This window comes from Micrococcus antarcticus (genome assembly GCF_044872765.1).
Taxonomy (GTDB): Bacteria; Actinomycetota; Actinomycetes; order Actinomycetales; family Micrococcaceae; genus Micrococcus.
Map to the genome: position 1 here is coordinate 854,147 of NZ_CP085253.1, position 18,096 is coordinate 872,242.

Genomic DNA, 18,096 nt, shown 5'->3' on the forward strand with positions numbered 1-18,096 from the left:
ATCAGCCCGCGGGCTGGGGCTCGGGGGCCTCCTCCGCCCCGTCCGCGGGCGGGGTCCCGCGCAGGGCGTCGTCGGCGGCCGTCGCCCGCTTCAACGCCTCGTCGAGGCGCTTCTGCTGCTCGCCGTAGGCGGCCCAGTCGCCCGCCGCCATGGCCTCCTGGCCGCGCGCGATGGCGTCCTGCGCCTCCGCGAGCGCGGCGCTCAGCTCCTGGTCCGCGGGCTTCGGCTCCCCGGGCTCACCCTGACCGGGCTCACCCTCGCCGTCGCCCTGATTCTCCTCCGGGGTCACGGCCCCGGAGTCGCCGCCGAAGACCTGGTCCAGGGCCTCCTGGAGGGTGTCGGCGAAGCCCACCCTGTCCCCGAAGGAGACCAGCACCTTGCGCAGGGTGGGGTAGGACGTGGCGCCCGAGGAGCGCACATACACGGGCTGCACGTAGAGGATGCCGCCCGCCACCGGGAGCGTGATCATGTTGCCGTTGAGCACCTCGGAGGCGCCCTGGCGCAGCAGGTTCAGCTCCTGGGAGACACCGGCGTTGGAGTCGAAGTTGGCCTGCGCCTGGCCCGGCCCGGGGACCGTGGTCTGGCGCGGCAGCTCCAGCAGACGGAGCGTGCCGTAGCCCTCGGCCCGCTCACCGTCCCTGCCCGTGCCGGCGTCGCCGCTGGCCGAGAGGAACCCGTAGAGGACGTTGCGCTGCTGCGAGCCCTCGGTGATCTGCGGGATGTAGGTGGTGGTCAGCGAGTACGCGGGCTCGTCCTGGCCGGGCACCTGCAGGGTCATGTAGTACGGGGGCTGCTTGACGTTCGGGTCGTCCTGCGTGGGGTCGGCGGGCACGGACCAGGCGTCGTTGTTCTCGTAGAAGTCGTCCGCGTCGGTCACGTGGTAGCGGCCCAGCAGCTCGCGCTGCACCTTGAACATGTCCTCCGGGTAGCGCACGTGGTCCAGGAGGGCGGCGCTCATCTCCGAGTAGGGCTTGAGCGAGGACGGGTACACGCCCTGCCACGCCTTCAGCAGCGGGTCCTCCTCGTCCCAGGCGTAGAGCTCCACGGAGCCGTCGTAGGCGTCCACGGTGGCCTTCACGGAGTTGCGGATGTAGTTCACCTGGCCGGTCAGCAGCGCCCGCTGGTCGCGGTTCAGCGCGTCCTGTGTGGCGTCGCCGAGGCGCTGCGACGTGGAGTAGGGGAACTGGTCGGACGTCGTGTAGGCGTCCACGATCCACTTCACGCGCCCGTTCACGATCGCCGGGTAGGCGTTGGTGTCCACCGTCAGGTACGGGGCCACCTTGCGGACCCGCTCCTCCGGATGGCGGTCGTAGAGGATCTGCGAGGCGCTGTTCACATCCGAGGAGAGCAGGAGCTCGGGCGAGCCGAACTTCACGGCGTAGGCGAGCTTGTTGAAGAGCCCGCCCACGGCCGGGCCGCCGTCGCCGGCGAAGGTGTAGGCCGTGTCCTCCCCGGAGTCCGCCGTCTGGGGGCGGTCGCGCTCGACGGCGGGGGCACCCTCCGGCGCGCCCACCACGGAGTACTCGGGCGAGTTGAGCCCGAAGTAGATGCGCGGCTCGTACTGGGAGTCGTCGGTGAGCGGGCCCCGCGAGGGGATCTCGGAGAGCAGGAACGAGGGACGGCCGCCGGCCGCCACCTCGGAGGCGTCAGCCATGACCATGCCGTAGCCGTGCGTGTAGATGGCATGGCGGTTCACCCAGGACTGGGAGTCCTCCACGTTCACGTCGCGCGCGGCGAGGATGGTGTCCCGGGACTCGCCGTCCACCTCGTAGCGGTCCACGTGCAGCGTGCCGGGGAACGAGTAGTAGGGGCGGAACTGCTGGAGCTGCCCGAAGGTCTGCGAGATGAGGTTCGGGTCCATGAGGCGCACGTTGGCCGTGTTGGCCTCCTCGCCGGCGAGGGCTCCCTCCTGCGCCTCGACGCTGCCCTCGTAGGTGGTCACCTGCACGTCGTCGAGGCCGTAGGCCTCACGGGTCATCCGGATGTTGCGATCGATGTACTCGGCCTCGAGCGTGCGCTCGGAGGGCTGCACCTGATACTGCTGCACCAGGTACGGGTAGGCCGTGCCCACCACGAGGGCGGTGATGACCAGCACGGCGGTGCCCACCAGCGGCAGGCGCCACTGTCCGGAGAACACGGTCCACACGAACAGCGCGGCCACGATCAGGGCGGTGACCGCGAGGATCGCGGAGGTGGGGATCACGGCGTTGACGTCCGTGTACATGGCGCCCGCCCACGAGCCGGTCTGCGACTGCGTGGTGCGGTACCGGTTGAGCCAGAACGTGACGGCCTGGAGGAGCAGGAACAGCGCCAGCGTCACGGCGATGTGGACCCGCGCGGAGGGCGTGACGGACAGTCCCCCGGAGTCCTCCACCCGCACGGAGCCGTACAGGTAGTGGATGATCAGGCCGGCGATCCCCGCCACGAGCACCACGGAGACGAGGTACCCGACCACGAGGGTGAGGAACGGGAGCGTGGCCAGGAAGAACATGAGGTCCAGGCCGAACTCGGGGTCCGTCTGGCCGTAGGGCACCTGGTGGAGGAACAGCTGGACGGTCGTCCAGCCGTTCATGGCCGCCGAGCCCGCGAAGAGGCCCAGGATGACCGGCACCGCGAGGAACACGAGGCGGCGCATGGGCTCGAGCTGGCGCTGGGCCTGGCTGAGCGAGTCACGCGCGTCGGCGGGGGCGTCCTGCCGGCGGTGGCGCCACGCGAGCCGCATCGCCAGCCACACGGCGGAGCCCATCAGGAGCGCGCCGATCAGGAACAGGGCCGCCTTGGTGAGGACCTCGGTCCAGAAGACGTCCTCGTAGCCCACCTGGGAGAACCAGAGCACGTCCGTGTACACGTTGGTGAACAGCACGAACAGGCCCACCAGGATCGCCACGGAGACGATCGTGAGCACGAGCGCACTGGGGCGGCCGGGGGTCGCCGGCCGGGGCCGGCCGGCCGCCGAGCTGCCGTTGCCGTCGCCGGGCCCGCTGGGACCGCCGCTGCCGGGGCTCGCGGGCCCGCCGTCGCCCGGGCCCATGGGGGCGCCGCCGAAGGGGCCGAAGCCGCCGAAGGGGCCGGAGCCCCCCGCGCCGGCGGATCCGCCGCCGTCACGGGGCGGGCCGCCGAAGGGCCCGCCGCTTCCCTGTCCGAAGCTCACTGTCTCTCCTCTCCCCGCCGGGGGCGGGGTCTGCGGTCGGCGCCGTGCCGGGCGGCACGGGCGTCTGGGGTCCGGGGTCGTCCGCCGCGGCCACGGAGGGGACGCGCGGGATGTCGAAGGGCGGGGGGATCACCCACAGGTGGGCACCCCGTCGGGGGTCTCGCCGCGGCCCACGGCCTCGACCACGCCACGTGCGGTCGTGAGGGTGTCCACGGCGTAGACGGCGATGCCCTCGGGCACTCGGCCGTCGAGGTCCGCGCAGTTGGCGGCCGGGGCCAGGAACACGGCCGCTCCGGCGTCGGCGGCGCCGCGCACCTTCTGGGCGATGCCGCCGATGGGACCGACCTGGCCTTCCTCGGTGATGGTGCCGGTGCCCGCGATGTGCGCGCCGCCCGTCATCGCGCCGGGCGTGAGGCGCTCCAGGACGGCGAGGGCGAACATGGTGCCCGCGGAGGGACCGCCGATGTCCTCGAGGCTGATCTCCACGTCCACCGGGAAGTCGTACACGGTCTCGAGGAACACGCCGATCTGCCACGCCTGGCCCGCGCCCTCCGGCGCGGCGCGCACGGGGACCTCCACGTCCGTCTCGACGCCGTCCCGGAGCACACGCAGGGCGACCGGCCCGGGGCCGGCGGCGTCGACCGCCGAGCGCAGGGCGGCGACGTCGTCCACGGGCGTCCCGCCCGCCGCGAGCACCTCGTCGCCGGCACGCAGCACGTCGCGGGCCGGGCTGTCCGGGGCGAACTCCCGCACGGCGAGCCCGCGGCCGTAGTCGCGGCCGAGCTCGTGCAGGGCGGCCGCCGTCGCCAGGTCCTGGGAGGCGGTCATGGCCCCCGCGTTGGACTCGCTCACCTGGTCCGCGGACACGCCCGTGGGGTAGACCAGCTCGCGCGGCGTGGTGTCGCGTCTCGGGTCCACGAGCGCGCTCGCAAGCTCGAGGACGGAGGTGGAGCCCGTCGGCGGGCCGGAGACCATCACGGTGGTCATGTCCAGGGCGCCCTCCCCCGGGTCTGCCCGGGAGGCGCCGTCGACGGTGAGGACGGGGTGGCCGTCGGCCTCCCCCAGCACGTCGATGGCCGGGCCGGGCCCCTCCAGCAGGTACGGCGCGGGCAGCGCGAGGGCGGTGGCCGCCGAGGCGGCGGCGATCCATGCGGAGACCGACGGGCGCGCGGCGCCGCGGCGGCTCCTTGCGCGGGGCACTGCGGGCACGCGACACCGACTTTCCTGCCGTGGTCCTGGATCAGGGGCCGTCGCCGCAGGCGCGGACGCGCTGGCGGGGGGACGGTCGCACCAGTCTACGGGGCCGCCGCGGCCGGGGCCGGGCCGGAGCGCCGTCGTGCGCCCTGCGCGAACCGCGGCGCCGCGCCGTCCATCCGTGGGCCTGGCGCGAGGCCCGCGGATACGCTGTTCGGCATGACTGACCACCCGCAGACCCCCGGATCCGACGACGGCCGCGACCCCCTGGAGGACATGCTCCGGCAGATGTTCGGCGGGCAGGCCCCGGACGTCGAGGAGATCCGCCGCGCCATGCAGGGCATGGGCGGGACCGGCGGCATGCCCTTCGACCCCTCCCGGCTGGACCCCGCCATGATGCAGCAGGCCATGGCGCAGTTCCAGGCCATGATGAACCCGGGCGCGGGCTCCGAGGGCCCGGTCAACTGGACCCTGGCCAAGCAGGCCGCGCGCCAGGCGGTCGCGGGCGAGGACCCCGCCGTGGGCTCCTTCGCTCGCCGCGAGGTGGACGAGGCCCTGCGCCTGGCCGAGCTCTGGCTGGACGGCGTGACGGACACGGAGTCCACGGGGCAGATGGGGGCCGCGTGGTCCCGCGCCGAGTGGGTCGAGGCCACCATGGAGAACTGGCAGCGGATGACCGGCCCCGTGGCCGTCTCGCTCGCGAACGCGATGTCCGCCGCCATCGAGCAGCAGCTGCCCGGCCAGCTGCCCGAGGGCATGGACCCCTCGATGCTGGGCGGCCTGCAGCCCATGCTCAAGAACATGGGCGGCACCATGTTCGGCCTCCAGCTCGGCGGCGCCGTGGGCGCGCTCGGCAAGGACGTGCTCTCGGGAACGGACATCGGCCTGCCGATCGCCGGCCACCGCCTGGCCCTGATCCCCGTGAACATCGAGGAGTTCGGCGACGGGCTCAGCGTCCCGGACGACCAGGTGCGCCTGTACCTCGCGCTGCGCGAGGTGGCCCGCATGCGCCTCTTCCTGCACTCCCCGTGGCTCGAGCGGGACCTGTTCGCCGCGATCGAGCAGTACGCGGCCGGCATCCGTCTGGACGTGAGCGGGATCGAGCGGGCCGCGGAGTCCGTCGACCCCATGGACCCGGAGTCCATGCAGGCCGTGTTCGACGGCGCCTCGTTCATCGCAGAGCCGGATGCCACCCAGCGCGCCGCCCTCGAGCAGCTCGAGCTGCTCATCGCCCTCGTGGAGGGCTGGGTCGACGTCGTCGTCGCCGAGGCGGCCACGCCGCTGGAGTCCGCGAGCGCGCTGCGCGAGACCATGAACCGTCGGCGCGCCTCCGGGGGACCCGCCGAGCAGGCGTTCGCCGCCCTCGTGGGCCTCGAGCTGCGCCCGCGCCGCCTGCGCGAGGCGGCCGCGTTCTGGGAGCACGTCACGGCCGAGCAGGGCAAGGAGTACCGCGAGGCGATCTGGCGCCATCCCGAGCGCCAGCCCACGGGCGAGGACCTCGACGACCCCACGGGCTACGCGGAGCGCCGCACGGCCGCGGACGCCTCCACGGACGCCCTCGACGACGAGCTGCAGCGGCTACTCGACGGCGGCTTCGGCGAGGCCCCCAAGGAGGGCTGAGCCCCGCGCCTGCCTCAGCCCCCCTCGACGTCGTCGCTCCAGCCCGGGGCGGCGACGTCGTCGTCTGCGGAAGCGGGCCCGGCGGCGAGGCCGCGGCCCTGCGCGTAGGTGACGCCGGCGAGGAACGCCATGGCCTCGGCGTAGCGGGGGTGGCGGGCGACGAGCCTCTGGAAGCGGGGCCCGTGGCCGGACTCGAGCAGGTGGGCCACCTCGTGCACCAGGACGGCCTCCACCACCCAGTCGGGCATGCCGCGCAGCTGCGCCGAGAGCCGGATGGTGCGCCGAGCCGGGGTGCACGATCCCCAGCGGTGCCGCTGCCGCGTGGACCACGTGACGCTCACCGGATCCGCCTCGCCCCCGTAGTGCTCGGCCGAGACGCGGCGCGCCCAGGCCAGCAGGGCGGCGTCGCCCGGGGCGGAGGCCCCGGGGTCGGGCGTGGCGGGCGAGGACGCCCCGGGCGTGGACGTGCGGGGACGGCTCGGATCAGGCCCGGCGCCTCCGTCGGTCGGCGGCGTGGGACCCGCGGGCGCCGGGGCCGCGCCCGCGCGCTCGACCATGCGGGAGATCCATTCCCGCTCCTCGGCGCGGGAGAGCCGGGCGGGGACGGAGACCTGCAGGCGGCCCTCGCGCCACACGGCGGACACGGTGCGCGTGCGCGCGGTGGAGCGCACGAGCCGCACCGGCGTGCCCTCCCAGTCCAGGTCGACGGTCTCGCGGACCGGGCGGGAGGCGGGGCGACGCGGCGGCATCACACCATTGTGCGCGACGGCTCCGCGGATCCCTGTGGATGAGGCCCCCGCGGCGCCTCCCTCGTGACACCGTGGGGCCACGTCGAGCGATCGGAGACCTCCATGCCCCGCCCCCTCCCGCTTCCCGACGGCGAAGGCCGTCCCACCTCCTCCGCTCCTCCCCACGGCCCGCCCGTGGACTTCCCCGACGGCGTCCACGTCACGGGGCTCGGCCGCACCGGGCTGGCGATCGCCCTGCTCCTGGCCAGCCGGGGCATGGGCCCGCTCGCCCTGTGGGATCCCACGCCCGTGGGGGCGTCGGACCTCGGCACGGGCTACCGGCCGGCGGACCTCGGCCGGCCCCGTGCCGTCGCGGCCGAGCGGCGGATCCGCGAACTCCACCCGCGCGAGCAGGTGTTCGCCCACCATGGGCCGGAGGCCGTGCTCATGGGGACGGCCACCGTCTCGGTGACGCGCGGACGGATCGACGAATCGCTCGTGGCGCGGGCGCTGGCCGCCGAGCACCCGCTCCTGCCGGTGGTCGTGGACGAGGAGTCGGCCGTCGGGCCCTGGACGATCGCCGGATCCCCCGGGTGCGCCCTGTGCGAGCACGTCCGCCGCCCGGCGGAGGAGGCCGCCACCGGCCGCAGCCGCGACGCGGCGTGGGAGGACGGGCCGGGCGAGGAGGATCCGGAGAGTGTGCTCGGGGCACTGCGCACCGCCGTCCTCGTCCACGACCTGCTGGTCGCGGGCTCCTCCTCCCCCGCATGGCAGGGCGTCGTGCGCAGCTGGGCCTATGCGCTGGACGAGACCACCGAGGGCGTCCGCCCGCGGCACGGGTGCCCGTGCGACCCGGACGGGATGGCGGCGGACCTGGCCGCGCTCACCCGGGAGCTGAGCGGGGAGCTGCACCAGGAGTTCGGGGTGCTGCCCGGCTTCGGCGGGCCGCCGGACCTCGGGGAGCCTTCGTCGGGGGCCTGACCCGGGCGCGTGATCCGACCCCCCGGCATCTCGGGCGGGCGTGGTGACTCAGGCGGACCTGGTGACTCAGGCGGGCGCGGTGCCGTGGAGCAGCTCGAGCACGTCCGGGCCGTAGCGGTCCAGCTTGGCCTTGCCCACGCCCGGGACCTTGATGAGGTCGAGGGGGGTGGCCGGCATGGCCTCCGCGATCGCCACGAGGGTCGCGTCCGTGAACACCACGAACGCGGGCACCTTCCCCGCGCGGGCGGTGCTGGCGCGCCAGTCCCGCAGGGTGTCGAGAACGGCCTCGTCGTAGGTGGCCGGGCAGTCCAGGCAGCGGCCGACCTTGCGCTCGGCGCCCGTCTCGAGGGCCTTGCCGCACGTGCGGCACGTGGCCACGGTGGCGCCGCGCCGCCGACCGCGGGGTGCGCCTGCCCCGGACGCGGCGGCGGGGGCGTGCTCGCGGGTGCCGCCGAGGGTCGGGTCGATGTCCCGCAGGAAGCGGGAGGCCCGCCGCGAGGCGCGCCCGCCGGTGCCGCGGGAGAGCGTCCACGTCAGCGACAGATGCTGGCGGGCGCGCGTGATGCCCACGTAGAGCAGGCGGCGCTCCTCGTCGATCTCGGCGGGCGTGTCCGCGAAGGAGATGGGCATGAGCCCCTCGGACAGCCCCACCAGGAAGACCGCGTCCCACTCGAGGCCCTTGGCCGAGTGCAGGGAGGCGAGCGTGACGCCCTGCACCGTGGGGGCGTGCTGGTGCTGGGCGCGCTCGTCGAGCTCGGCCACCAGCTCGGTGAGCGTGAACTCGGCCCCGCGGGCGGCGGCCAGCTGGTCGGCGAGGTTCACGAGCGCGTGCAGCGACTCCCAGCGCTCGCGCGCCGCGCCCGTGGCGGCGGGCGGCTCGGCCGAGTACCCGAGGGAGGCCAGGACGTCCCGTGCACGGGCGGTCACCTCCTCCCCTGTGAGGCCCGGGTCGGCGCGTGCCGCGGCGCGCAGCTGCAGGATGCCGTCGCGCACCTCGCGGCGGGAGAAGAAGCGCTCGCCGCCCCGCAGCTGGTAGCCCAGTCCCGCCGCGGACAGAGCGGTCTCGAACGCCTCCGACTGGCCGTTCGTGCGGAAGAGGACCGCGATCTCGGCGGGCGGAGTGCCCCCGTCCACGAGCTCGCGGATCCGCTGGGCCACCCAGCCCGCCTCGGCCTCGTCGTCCGTGCACTCGGCGAAGACGACGTCGGGCCCCGCGGGGCGCTGCGAGGTGAGCTGGAGCGGCTCGGGCCAGTGCGGGAGCCGGCGGTCGCGCTGCCCCTCCGCCGTGCGCGCCGCGAGGAGCCGGTTGGCGGCCTCCACGATCTGGGGGCTCGAGCGGTAGTCGCGCACGAGCTTGACGACGGTGGCCTCCTGGTGGCGCTCGCGGAAGCCTGTGAGGAAGCGGGAGGTCGCGCCCGTGAACGAGTAGATCGTCTGGGAGGAGTCACCCACCACGCACAGGTCCGCGCGGTCCCCGAGCCAGAGGTCCAGGAGGCGGTGCTGCAGCGGGGAGACGTCCTGGTACTCGTCCACCACGAAGACGCGGTACTGGTCCCGGATCGTGGCCGCGATGCGCGGCTCCGTGGAGAGGATGCCCACGAGGATGAGCAGCACGTCCTCGAAGTCGATCATGTTGCGGGCGGTCTTGGCCTCCTCGTACCCCGTGTAGAGGCGTGCCACGGTGGTGGCGGTCCAGCCCGAGGGCATCTCCCGCCCCTTGGCCGCCTCGGCGTATCCCTCGGGAGCGTGGAGGGAGACCTTGGCCCACTCGATCTCGCCGGCGAGGTCGCGCAGCCCGGCGCGGTCCACGCTCATGCGCATGCCCTGGGCCACCTGGGTGAGCAGGCGCACCTTGTTCTCCACGAGCGTGGGCATCGGACCGCCGACGGCCTGCGGCCAGAAGTACTGCAGCTGGCGCAGCGCGGCGGAGTGGAACGTGCGGGCCTGGACGCCGTCCACCCCGAGGTCGCGCAGGCGCGTGCGCATCTCCGCGGCCGCGCGCGCAGTGAACGTCAGCGCGAGGGTGCGGTGGGGGTCGAACACCCCGGAGGCGACGCCGTAGGCGATGCGGTGGGTGATGGCGCGGGTCTTGCCCGTGCCGGCGCCGGCCAGGATGCACACGGGGCCCCGGAGGGCGGTGGCGGCCTGCCGCTGCTCGGCGTCGAGCCCGCGGAGGATCTCATCGGGAGTGCTCATGCGGGACGAGTCCTCCTCGGTGTCCAGGGTCTGCGCGTCCGGCGACGTCCCACCGTACCAACCCGCGGACGCCGGTGCGCCCCACCGCGCTCGGGCGTGGGCGCGCATAGGGTGGACCCCGTGCACCGTCAGTCCCTCCACCTCGCAGCCCTGGCCGCCGCGGCCGTCCCCGGCCTGACCCCGGTCTCGGTGGTCGCCAGCCCGGACGACCCCGCGGACTTCTCCGCCGCCGTCGTCGTGGACGCCCAGCGCCAGTGGTGGCGCGTGCGCTCCCCGCGCACCCCGGAGGCGGGGATCCGCCTGGAGACCGAGCTGCAGGTGCTCGCCGCGCTCACCCCGCGCGTGCGCGCGGCCCTGCCCTTCCGCACGCCCTCCGTGGCCGGCGCGGTGCGCCTGGGTGGCCTGCGCACCTTCGTGTACCAGGACATGCCGGGCCGTCCCCTCCCCCTCGAGGACCTCGTCGTGCTCGGCGAGCCCGCGGTGCAGGACGTCGGCCGCGTCATCGCGGCCGTGCACACCCTGCCCTCCTCCGTGGTGGACCTCGCGGACCTGCCGGTCTACACGGCGGAGGAGGTGCGCAACCGCCGGCTGCATGAGCTGGACCAGGCCGCCACCACGGGTCGCATCCCCCCGGTGCTGCTGCGCCGCTGGGAGGAGGCCATGGAGGAGGAGGCCCTGTGGTCGTTCTCCCCGGTGCCGGTGCACGGAGACCTGCACGAGGACAACCTGCTCGTGGAGCGCGGCCGGGTGGTCGGGGTGACCGGCTGGACCGACCTGCACGTGGGCGATCCCGCCGTGGACCTCGCGTGGTTGGCCGCCGCCGAGGACCCCGACTTCGCCGAGCGCGTGCTGGACGCCTACCGCGGGCGGCGCGCCGACGCCGGAGCCGGTGACGACGGGGACGAGCACCTGATGCGCCGCGCCTCCCTCCTCGCGGAGTTCGCGCTGGCCCAGTGGCTGGTGCGTGGCGTGGACCGCCACGACGCGGACATGATCGCCGAGGCGGAGGACATGCTGGCCGAGCTGGCCGACGCTGTCCGGGGCCGCACGCACGGGAGCGCACCGGAGCACGCCGACGGCGAGGCGGCCGACGGCGAGCCGGCGGGCGACGCGGTGGATGCCGACGACGAGGACGCCGACGGTGACGACGCGGGCCGCGAGCGCGAGCCGGACGAGGCCGACGACCAGACCGCCGCCCTCACCGTGGTGCCGGCTCCGGGCCGGGAAGCGGACCGGGCCGCCGCCCGGGGTGCTCGCCGGGCGCAGAGCCCCGGCGACGGGATCACGGGCGGTTCAGCGCCTCGGTGACGATGCGCTCGAGCTCATCCTCCCCCGGCAGGTGGGCGAGCGAGCGCTCGACGCCGTGCGCGACGTAGACGAAGCTCGCCCCGATGTTCTCGAGCGGGATCCCGTGCAGGCGTGACCACGCGAGCCGGTAGACCGCCAGCTGCAGGCCCTTGACCTCGAGGTCGCGGTCCGACGGCACCGCGCCCGTCTTCCAGTCCACCAGCTCCCACGCGGCCTCGGGATCGAGGGGCATCCCCTCGCGGGCTCCCGAGCAGTAGATGGCGTCCACGCGCCCGCGCAGGGTGATCCCGGCGACCGTGGTCTCCACCGCCGCCTCCACGAACGCGGGGGTCCGGTCCGCCCAGCGCGAGGACCGGAACCACTCCTGCATCGGGGCGAGGTCCAGGGCGTCGTCCACCCACTGGTCGGCGGCGTCCGAGGGGTCCTCGATGTCCAGCATGCCCGTCGCGCCGAACCGGTCCTCGAGCCAGGCGTGGAACGCCGTGCCGCGGCGCGCCGCGTGGGCGGGCGGACGCGGCATGGGCCGGCGCAGCTGCTCGGCCACCGCCTGCGGGTCCGCCGCCAGCTCACCGTAGAGCGAGACGGAGACGTGGCTCGGCAGCGCCACCTGGCCCCCGGTCCCGGCGATGTCCCGGCGCCGCAGCAGCACCCAGGCGAGCTCCCGGGCGATCTCCGGGTCCGCCTCGAGGTCCTCGGGGGCCGCGCCTCGGACGCGCGCGGCCGCGGACTCGACCGCGGCACGCCGCGGCCGGGAGCGGGACGGGAGCTTCTCCCAGCGGTCCTCGTCCTCGGGGTCCTCCGGGTCAGCGACGGCGACCTCCGGCCCCGTCAGCGGGTCGAACGGCCACCAGGCGGCGAGCAGGCGGCCGGCCATGGGGTTCTCCTCCGTCAGCTCGGAGGGGTCCGGCTCGTGGCCGATCTCGATCCCGGGGAACGAGCCGGCGAGCGCGGCGACCTCCTCAAGGAACTCGGACGGCGCCGCGGGGTTCTTGTTCGTCCCCTTCCAGCGGGTGGTGCTCAGCCACAGCCGGCTCCGCGCGCGGGTGAACGCGACATACGCGAGCCGCCGCTCCTCCCGCCTCCCGTGGGCGTCCACGGCGATCTGGTAGGGCTCGGGCAGCCCCTCGGCATCCTTGGACGTGTAGGTCCTGCCGGCCGACTGCGCCCAGTCGCGCATGTTCTCAGCCCATCCGGCGTCCCACTGCGGCAGTGAGGCCGCGTCACCGCGCAGGGCCCACGGCAGCGCGCCGTTCGCGGGCGCGGTCCAGCGGTCGGACCGAGCCGAGGGGAACGAGCCCTCCATGAGCCCCGGCACCGCGACGACGTCCCACTCCAGTCCCTTGGACGCGTGGGTCGTGAGCACCTGGACCACCCCGGGGGCGGGCTCCCCGGCCTCGATGCCGAGGCCCTTCTCGTGCTCCTCCACCGACGCCGTCCAGGCGAGGAACGCGGAGAGCCCCGCCGCCGCCGTCGTGCCGGCGGCGAAGCCGCGCGCCGCGTCCTGGAACGCGTTGAGGTGGCGGCGGGCGGAGGCCCCGGACGCGTCGGGGCGCAGGGCCACCTCCACGTCCAGGCCGATCTCCCGCTCGACCTCGGCGATGAGCTCGGCGGGCTCCGCGTCCGCACGAGCGGAGAGGCGCCGCAGGAGGCGGTTGGCCTCGCGCAGGCGGCGCAGACCCTCGTCCGAGAAGCCGCGCCCGCGGGAGCCGGTCCAGTCGAAGCCCTCCCGTGGCAGCGAGTCGAGGGCCTCCAGCAGGGCGGGGGCGTCGGTGTCCTCCTCGGGGCTCACGTCCGCGGCCTCGACGTCCGCCGCCCCCTCGGCTCCGGCGGCCCGCAGGCGGGAGACGAAGCGGGCGCGTTCGTGGAGCACCTCGAGGTCCGCGGGGCCGATGCGCCACCGGGGGCCGGTGAGCATGCGGACCACGTGGTCGTTGCGGGAGGGGTCGGCGAGGACGTGGAGGACGGCGAGCACCTCGGAGACCTCGGGAAGGGAGAGCAGTCCCGAGAGGCCGAGGACCTCGTAGGGCAGGCCTGCCTCGTCGAGGGCCGCGAGCACCGGCACGAACTGCGCGCGCGTGCGGCACAGGACCGCCCGCGTGAGGCGGGTCCGGCCGTCGGCCGCGACGTCCGGCAGCGCCGCCAGCCGCTCCGCGAGCGCCCTCGCCTCCTCGTCCTGGGTGACGTGCCGGTCGATGCGCACCTCCCCCTCGCCCGTTCCGGGGCGGGGGCGGAGGGGTCGCAGCTCGATGGGCGAGCCTGCCCCCGCCTCCGCGTGGACGACGAGCGGAGCCGCCACTGTGTTGGCCGCCTCCAGCACCGCCTCGTCGTTGCGCCACGCGACGGTCAGGTGGGAGACGTCCGCGTTGACGCGCCGAGTCCCGCCGTCGGGGAGCGCCTGGACCCGCGGGAAGGTGCCCGGGAAGGCGAAGAGCTGGCCGGCGGAGGCGCCGCGGAAGCCGTAGATGGACTGGTGGGGGTCGCCGACGGCCGTGACGCAGTGCCCGAGCCCGGGCGCGTCCGCCTCGGGGCCGGTGGGGCCGAAGAGCCCGGCGAAGATCTGCATCTGGGCGTGTGAGGTGTCCTGGAACTCGTCCAGCAGGACGACGGGGAAGCGACCGCGCTCCTGCTCCCCCGCACAGGGCACCTCCCGGGCGATCCGCGCGGCGTGGCGTAGCAGGTCGCCGAAGTCCATCGCGTCGCGCTCCTGCTTGGCCTCGTCGTAGCGGGCCACGAGGTCGGCCATGAGGGCCCGGTCCTCGAACGCCTCGATCAGCTCGAGGATCACGCGGGAGGGCTCCTTCATGCGGGCCGGGAGCGGGAGCCCCCGGCCCTGGGCGACGAGCGCCTCCAGGTGCGCACGGACGTCCTCGGGGGCCACGAGGTGCTCCGCCATGTCCCCCGCGAGGCGCAGCGCCTGGGAGATCAGCGTGGAGGGCCGGACGCCGAGGCGGTCCGCCACGATCGGATGGGACTCCACGACGCCGGCCATGATCCGGTGCGCGTCGGCGTCGCCGAGCAGCACGGCCTCGGGCTCCACGCCGATGCGCAGCCCGTGGTCGCGCACGAGCGCGCCCGCGTAGGAGTGGTACGTGGACACGGCGGCGCGGCCGAGGTCCTCCGGCTCGCCGTCGAACCCGGGGATCACGAGCCCGGAGCGCAGCAGGGCGTCCACCTTGTCGTTGATGCGGTGGGCCAGCTCGCCGGCGGCCTTGCGCGTGAACGTGACGCCGAGGATCTGGTCGGGCCGCGCGTGGCCGTTGGCCACGAGCCAGACCACGCGGTCGGACATCGTGGCGGTCTTGCCGGAGCCGGCGCCGGCCATGACGAGCCGGGGCGTGAGCGGAGCGGTGATGACCTCGGCCTGCTCGTCCGTGGGCGGATGCACCTTCAGGCGGGCGGCGATGTCCTCCGGCGCGTGGACCGCGGCGGGGACGTCCATGTTCAGCGGTTCCATTCGGTGACCTGCCTTCCTTCGGCGCAGAGGGGACAGACGGACGGCAGGGCGCAGCCGGCGGACCCGTCGTGGAGGGCGAGGAAGCGGGGCCCGACGGTCCGGCGGGCGGCCGTGAAGACCTGGTCGAGGGCCCAGCGGTCCTCGTCGGTCAGCGCGGCCTGCTCCTGCACCTTCGTCTTCTGGGTGCCCGCGCCGAGCTGGACGAGCGCGGCCCCGGCCGGGGCGGACGGCTCCGCCAGCTGCGCGAGGGCGGCCCGCAGCGCCGGGTCGGCCTCCGGGTCATCCCGCAGCACCGACACCCCGTGCGCGCGCAGGGCGACCTGGTAGGCGGCGAGCTGCGGCTGGCGGGGCAGCTCGGCCGCCGACGGCGCGCGGCGGCCCGTCTTGAGGTCGACGATGTACGGGCGTCCGGCCGCGTCCACCTCGAGCCGGTCGATGACGCCGTTGATCAGCACCGTCAGTCCCGCCCACGTGAGTTCGGCCCGCATGGGCACCTCCTGGGCCAGGGCGCGCCGCCCCGCGGCCCGCACGACGGAGAGGTAGCCGAGGTAGGCCTTCGCCAGCTCGCGGGCCCGGGCGTGCTCGAGCTCGCTGACCCACCCCCCGGGCAGGCCCAGCTCCGGCAGGCGACGCTCGAGCTCGGCGCGCACGGCCTCGGGCGGGCCGTCCGGGTGGTGCTCGGCCACGGAGTGGACGAGGGTGCCCACGGACTGCGCCAGCGTCGCTCCAGCCTGGGACCCCACGTGGTAGAGCAGCCAGTTGAGGGGATTGGTCAGAGCAGTCTCCACGCGGGACGGCGAGAGGCGGACCGGGTGGTGGGCCACGTCCGTGAGGGCCTCCTCTGTGGACAGCGGCGCGAGGCCCCACCAGTGCGCGGGGTCTGCGGTCTCCACGCCGTCCGCGGCCAGCCGGGCGAGGGCCGCGGCGGCCGCCGCCGGATCCACGGCCCCGGCGCCTTCCTCCCCCTGCTCGAGGGCGCGGCGGAGCCGCGCGACGAGCGCGCCGGCCGTCAGCGGCGGCGCCACCTCCGTGAGGGGGCGGACGCCGCTCTCATCGTCGCCGGGTTCCGCGGGGGCCAGGAGGTCGAGGAAGTCGGAGGGCATTTCGTCCTCGTTCCGCACGGCGGTGGCGAGGACGCGGCGGCGCGCCCGGGAGACCGCCGCCGCCAGCATGCGCAGCTCGTCCTGCCGCGTCTCCTGCAACCGGGTGCGGTGGTCCGTCGGCCACGCGGAGGGGTCGGGCGCGAGCAGCAGGTCAGCGAGGTCCGTGGCGCCGAGCAGCTGGCCGCGCAGCCGCGTGTTGGGCCAGACGCCGTCCTGCAGGCCCACGACGATCACGGTGTCCCAGTCGCGACCGGCGGCGACGGCGGAGGCAGGGGTCAGCACGTGGACGGCGTCCCCGGTCTCCGCGCGGCGCGCGAGGGTGTCCATCGGCAGGTCCTGGGACTCCATGTACCCGCGGAAGTCCTCGGGCGAGGATCCGGGGAACTGGTCCACGAAGCGCTCCGCCACCTGGAACAGCGCCACGACGGCGTCCAGGTCTGCGTCCGCCCGCCGCGCGTCCCGGCGGGTGTCCGCCCCGTCCACCCGCCCGAGGGCGATCGAGCGCCAGCGGTCGGCCCGGCCGGAGGCCGACCACAGGGCCCAGAGCACGGTCTCGGCCGTCGCCCCGGGAGCGGCGGCCGCCTCGAGGCCGGCGCGGAACATCCACGCCACGCGCCGCAGGGCACGATGCCGCCCGGCCTCCTCTCCCGCGAGCGCCGGATCCGCGAGGGCGGCCACGAGCAGCTCGTCCGACGAGCGCCGCCCTCCGCGCGCCCGCTCAGCCCGCAGCAGGTCCTGGCGCAGCCGCCGCACGTGCAGCGCCGTGGCCGCTCCGTAGCGCCCGGTCAGCAGGCCGACGAGCTCCTCAGGGTCCAGCACGGAGACGACGTCGGTCTGGGGGTCCCCCGCCAGGGTGGCGCAGGCGCCCAGGAGGGTCAGCAGCGGGGCCACCGCCGGCTCCTCCTTGAGCACGGTGCCCGACGCGTCGCGGGTGACCGGCACGCCCTCCGCCTCGAGATGCCGGGCGAGCGCCGCGACGCGGGAGCCGGAGCGGGCCACCACGAGGAGCCGGTCCAGCGGCACGGACTCCTCGTGATGCACCCGCAGGACCCGCTCGAGGACGAACTGGTCCTCGTCCGCCCGCGAGCGCACGACGTGGCCGCGCACCTCGCCGCCCTCCTGTGCCGGCAGCGCCGTGCGCCGGGCCCGCTCGACCGGCTCGTGCCGCTGCCGGACCCGCCGGGCCACCCGCAGGTACCCCTCGAGCACGCCGGCCGCCATGCGGTGCCCCTGGGCCAGGACGACGGTCCGCTCCCCCGGCGCCGGCGACGCCGGGGCGCCCGGCACGGGAGCCGGGTCCAGGGCGGTGGGGTACTCGCGGACGAGGTCCGGGCGGGCGCCGCGGAATCCCTCGACCGTGGTGTCGGGGGTCGCCGTGAGGAGGACGTCCCTGCCGACGCCGAGGACGCGGAGGAGATCGTGCACGGCGGGGGTGGCCTCCTGGAGGTCGTCCACCACGAGGGCGCTCAGCCGGGCGCGTTCCGCCCGGGCGAACTCGACGCCGGCACGGTCCCGCTCCGGGTCCTCCGGGAACCGCTCCGTCAGGACGAGCGCGGCGGCGCGGATGAGGCCGGCGGGGTCGAAGGCCTCCGCCATGCCCAGGTCCAGGCGGTCCCGGTAGTCCTGGACGAGGACGGCCGCCGCCTCCCACGCCGGCCGCCGGTGCACCTCGCCCAGCTCCTGCAGGCGGCCGGGCTCCACCCCGAACTCGCTCATACGGTCCACCAGCTCGCGCACCTCACGGCGGAACCCCCGCGTGCCCACAGCGGGGACGACGTCGGCCGGCCACTCCGGACCGGCCGCGTGGCCCTGGGCGTAGCCCTCCAGGAGCTCGGCGATCACCGTGTCCTGCTCGGCGCCGGACAGCAGCCGCGGGGCGTTCGCCAGGTGCCGGAGGGGGCCCGTGACGCGGGCGCGGCGGAGCAGGTCGAACGCGTAGGACGCCCACGTGCGCACCGGCGTGACGGCGCGCGTGCCGTGCCCCGTGGCCTCGAGGCGCTCGGTCAGGGCGTCGCGCAGACGGGCCGCGGCGTCCCGGCTCGGCGCGAGGACCAGGAGGGACTCGGCATCCGTCCCCGCCTCGAGCCGCCGCGCGGCGTACTCCACGGCCGCGGTGCTCCGCCCCGTGCCGGGCGCACCGAGCACGAGGACGGCCCCGTGCCCGGGGGCGAGGCCCGCCACGGCCTCCTGCGCGGGGGTGAGCTCGACCGTCTCCGCCCGCTGCCGCCCTTCGCGGACGAGGAGGGCGTGCACGGGCGGCGCAACGGGCTCCTCGGCCTCGTCCGCCGCGAGGATCGCGGCCTCCTCGAGCGCCCCGTCCGGGGCGGCTGCGGCGTGCTCGTGTGCGCTCATGGGGTCATC

The 18,096-nt window shown here is 75.5% G+C and carries 9 protein-coding genes; 3 read left to right on the top strand and 6 right to left on the bottom strand.

Features of this window, described 5'->3' with window-relative positions; translation table 11 throughout:
- Position 1: 1 nt before the first annotated feature.
- Both LG274_RS03940 and LG274_RS03945 read right to left on the bottom strand, forming a co-directional pair.
- Positions 2–3,151, bottom strand: a complete 3,150-nt coding sequence (locus LG274_RS03940) for a UPF0182 family protein (protein WP_404465526.1) — start codon at positions 3,149–3,151, stop codon at positions 2–4.
- Positions 3,152–3,280: 129 nt separating this feature from the next.
- The gene (locus LG274_RS03945; protein WP_404465528.1) at positions 3,281–4,360 is read right to left on the bottom strand and encodes a PDZ domain-containing protein; all 1,080 of its coding nucleotides are present in this window, start codon (positions 4,358–4,360) and stop codon (positions 3,281–3,283) included.
- Between the two features lie 204 nt (positions 4,361–4,564).
- Between LG274_RS03945 and LG274_RS03950 the strand changes: the two genes are divergently transcribed.
- Positions 4,565–5,965: a zinc-dependent metalloprotease gene (locus tag LG274_RS03950; protein ID WP_404465530.1), complete on the top strand. Its 1,401-nt coding sequence runs from the start codon at positions 4,565–4,567 to the stop codon at positions 5,963–5,965.
- Between the two features lie 14 nt (positions 5,966–5,979).
- Here LG274_RS03950 and LG274_RS03955 read toward each other — a convergent pair whose 3' ends face one another.
- Positions 5,980–6,714 carry a M48 family metallopeptidase gene (locus LG274_RS03955; RefSeq protein WP_298713795.1) on the bottom strand — a complete coding sequence of 245 codons (735 nt, stop codon included), beginning with the start codon at positions 6,712–6,714 and terminating at the stop codon, positions 5,980–5,982.
- Positions 6,715–6,816: 102 nt separating this feature from the next.
- On the opposite strand from LG274_RS03955, the gene LG274_RS03960 reads away from it, so the two are divergent.
- The gene (locus tag LG274_RS03960; protein ID WP_404465533.1) at positions 6,817–7,674 is read left to right on the top strand and encodes a ThiF family adenylyltransferase; all 858 of its coding nucleotides are present in this window, start codon (positions 6,817–6,819) and stop codon (positions 7,672–7,674) included.
- Positions 7,675–7,740: 66 nt separating this feature from the next.
- On the opposite strand, the gene LG274_RS03965 is transcribed toward LG274_RS03960, so the two are convergent.
- A complete protein-coding gene (locus tag LG274_RS03965) occupies positions 7,741–9,870 on the bottom strand; it encodes an ATP-dependent DNA helicase UvrD2 (RefSeq protein WP_404465535.1) in 2,130 nt (709 codons plus the stop codon).
- A 120-nt stretch (positions 9,871–9,990) separates the two neighbouring features.
- Between LG274_RS03965 and LG274_RS03970 the strand changes: the two genes are divergently transcribed.
- Positions 9,991–11,178, top strand: a complete 1,188-nt coding sequence (locus tag LG274_RS03970; RefSeq protein ID WP_404465537.1) for a macrolide 2'-phosphotransferase — start codon at positions 9,991–9,993, stop codon at positions 11,176–11,178.
- Here LG274_RS03970 and LG274_RS03975 read toward each other — a convergent pair.
- Together LG274_RS03975 and LG274_RS03980 are read right to left on the bottom strand one after the other, a co-directional pair.
- Positions 11,153–14,632, bottom strand: coding sequence for an ATP-dependent helicase (locus LG274_RS03975; protein WP_404465539.1), 3,480 nt, complete (start codon positions 14,630–14,632; stop codon positions 11,153–11,155). The two genes, LG274_RS03970 and LG274_RS03975, sit on opposite strands and share 26 nt — an antisense overlap.
- Positions 14,620–18,087, bottom strand: coding sequence for a PD-(D/E)XK nuclease family protein (locus LG274_RS03980; protein ID WP_404465541.1), 3,468 nt, complete (start codon positions 18,085–18,087; stop codon positions 14,620–14,622). The genes LG274_RS03975 and LG274_RS03980 overlap by 13 nt, the downstream gene beginning before the upstream one ends.
- Between the last annotated feature and the right edge of the window lie 9 nt (positions 18,088–18,096).

What these genes read in the sequence shown, in the direction of transcription:
- LG274_RS03965 (WP_404465535.1), bottom strand. Translation starts at nt 9,870, where the DNA reads ATGAGCACTCCCGATGAGATCCTCCGCGGGCTCGACGCCGAGCAGCGG.
- LG274_RS03980 (WP_404465541.1), bottom strand. Translation starts at nt 18,087, where the DNA reads ATGAGCGCACACGAGCACGCCGCAGCCGCCCCGGACGGGGCGCTCGAG.
- LG274_RS03975 (WP_404465539.1), bottom strand. Translation starts at nt 14,632, where the DNA reads ATGGAACCGCTGAACATGGACGTCCCCGCCGCGGTCCACGCGCCGGAG.
- LG274_RS03960 (WP_404465533.1), top strand. Translation starts at nt 6,817, where the DNA reads ATGCCCCGCCCCCTCCCGCTTCCCGACGGCGAAGGCCGTCCCACCTCC.
- LG274_RS03950 (WP_404465530.1), top strand. Translation starts at nt 4,565, where the DNA reads ATGACTGACCACCCGCAGACCCCCGGATCCGACGACGGCCGCGACCCC.
- LG274_RS03955 (WP_298713795.1), bottom strand. Translation starts at nt 6,714, where the DNA reads ATGCCGCCGCGTCGCCCCGCCTCCCGCCCGGTCCGCGAGACCGTCGAC.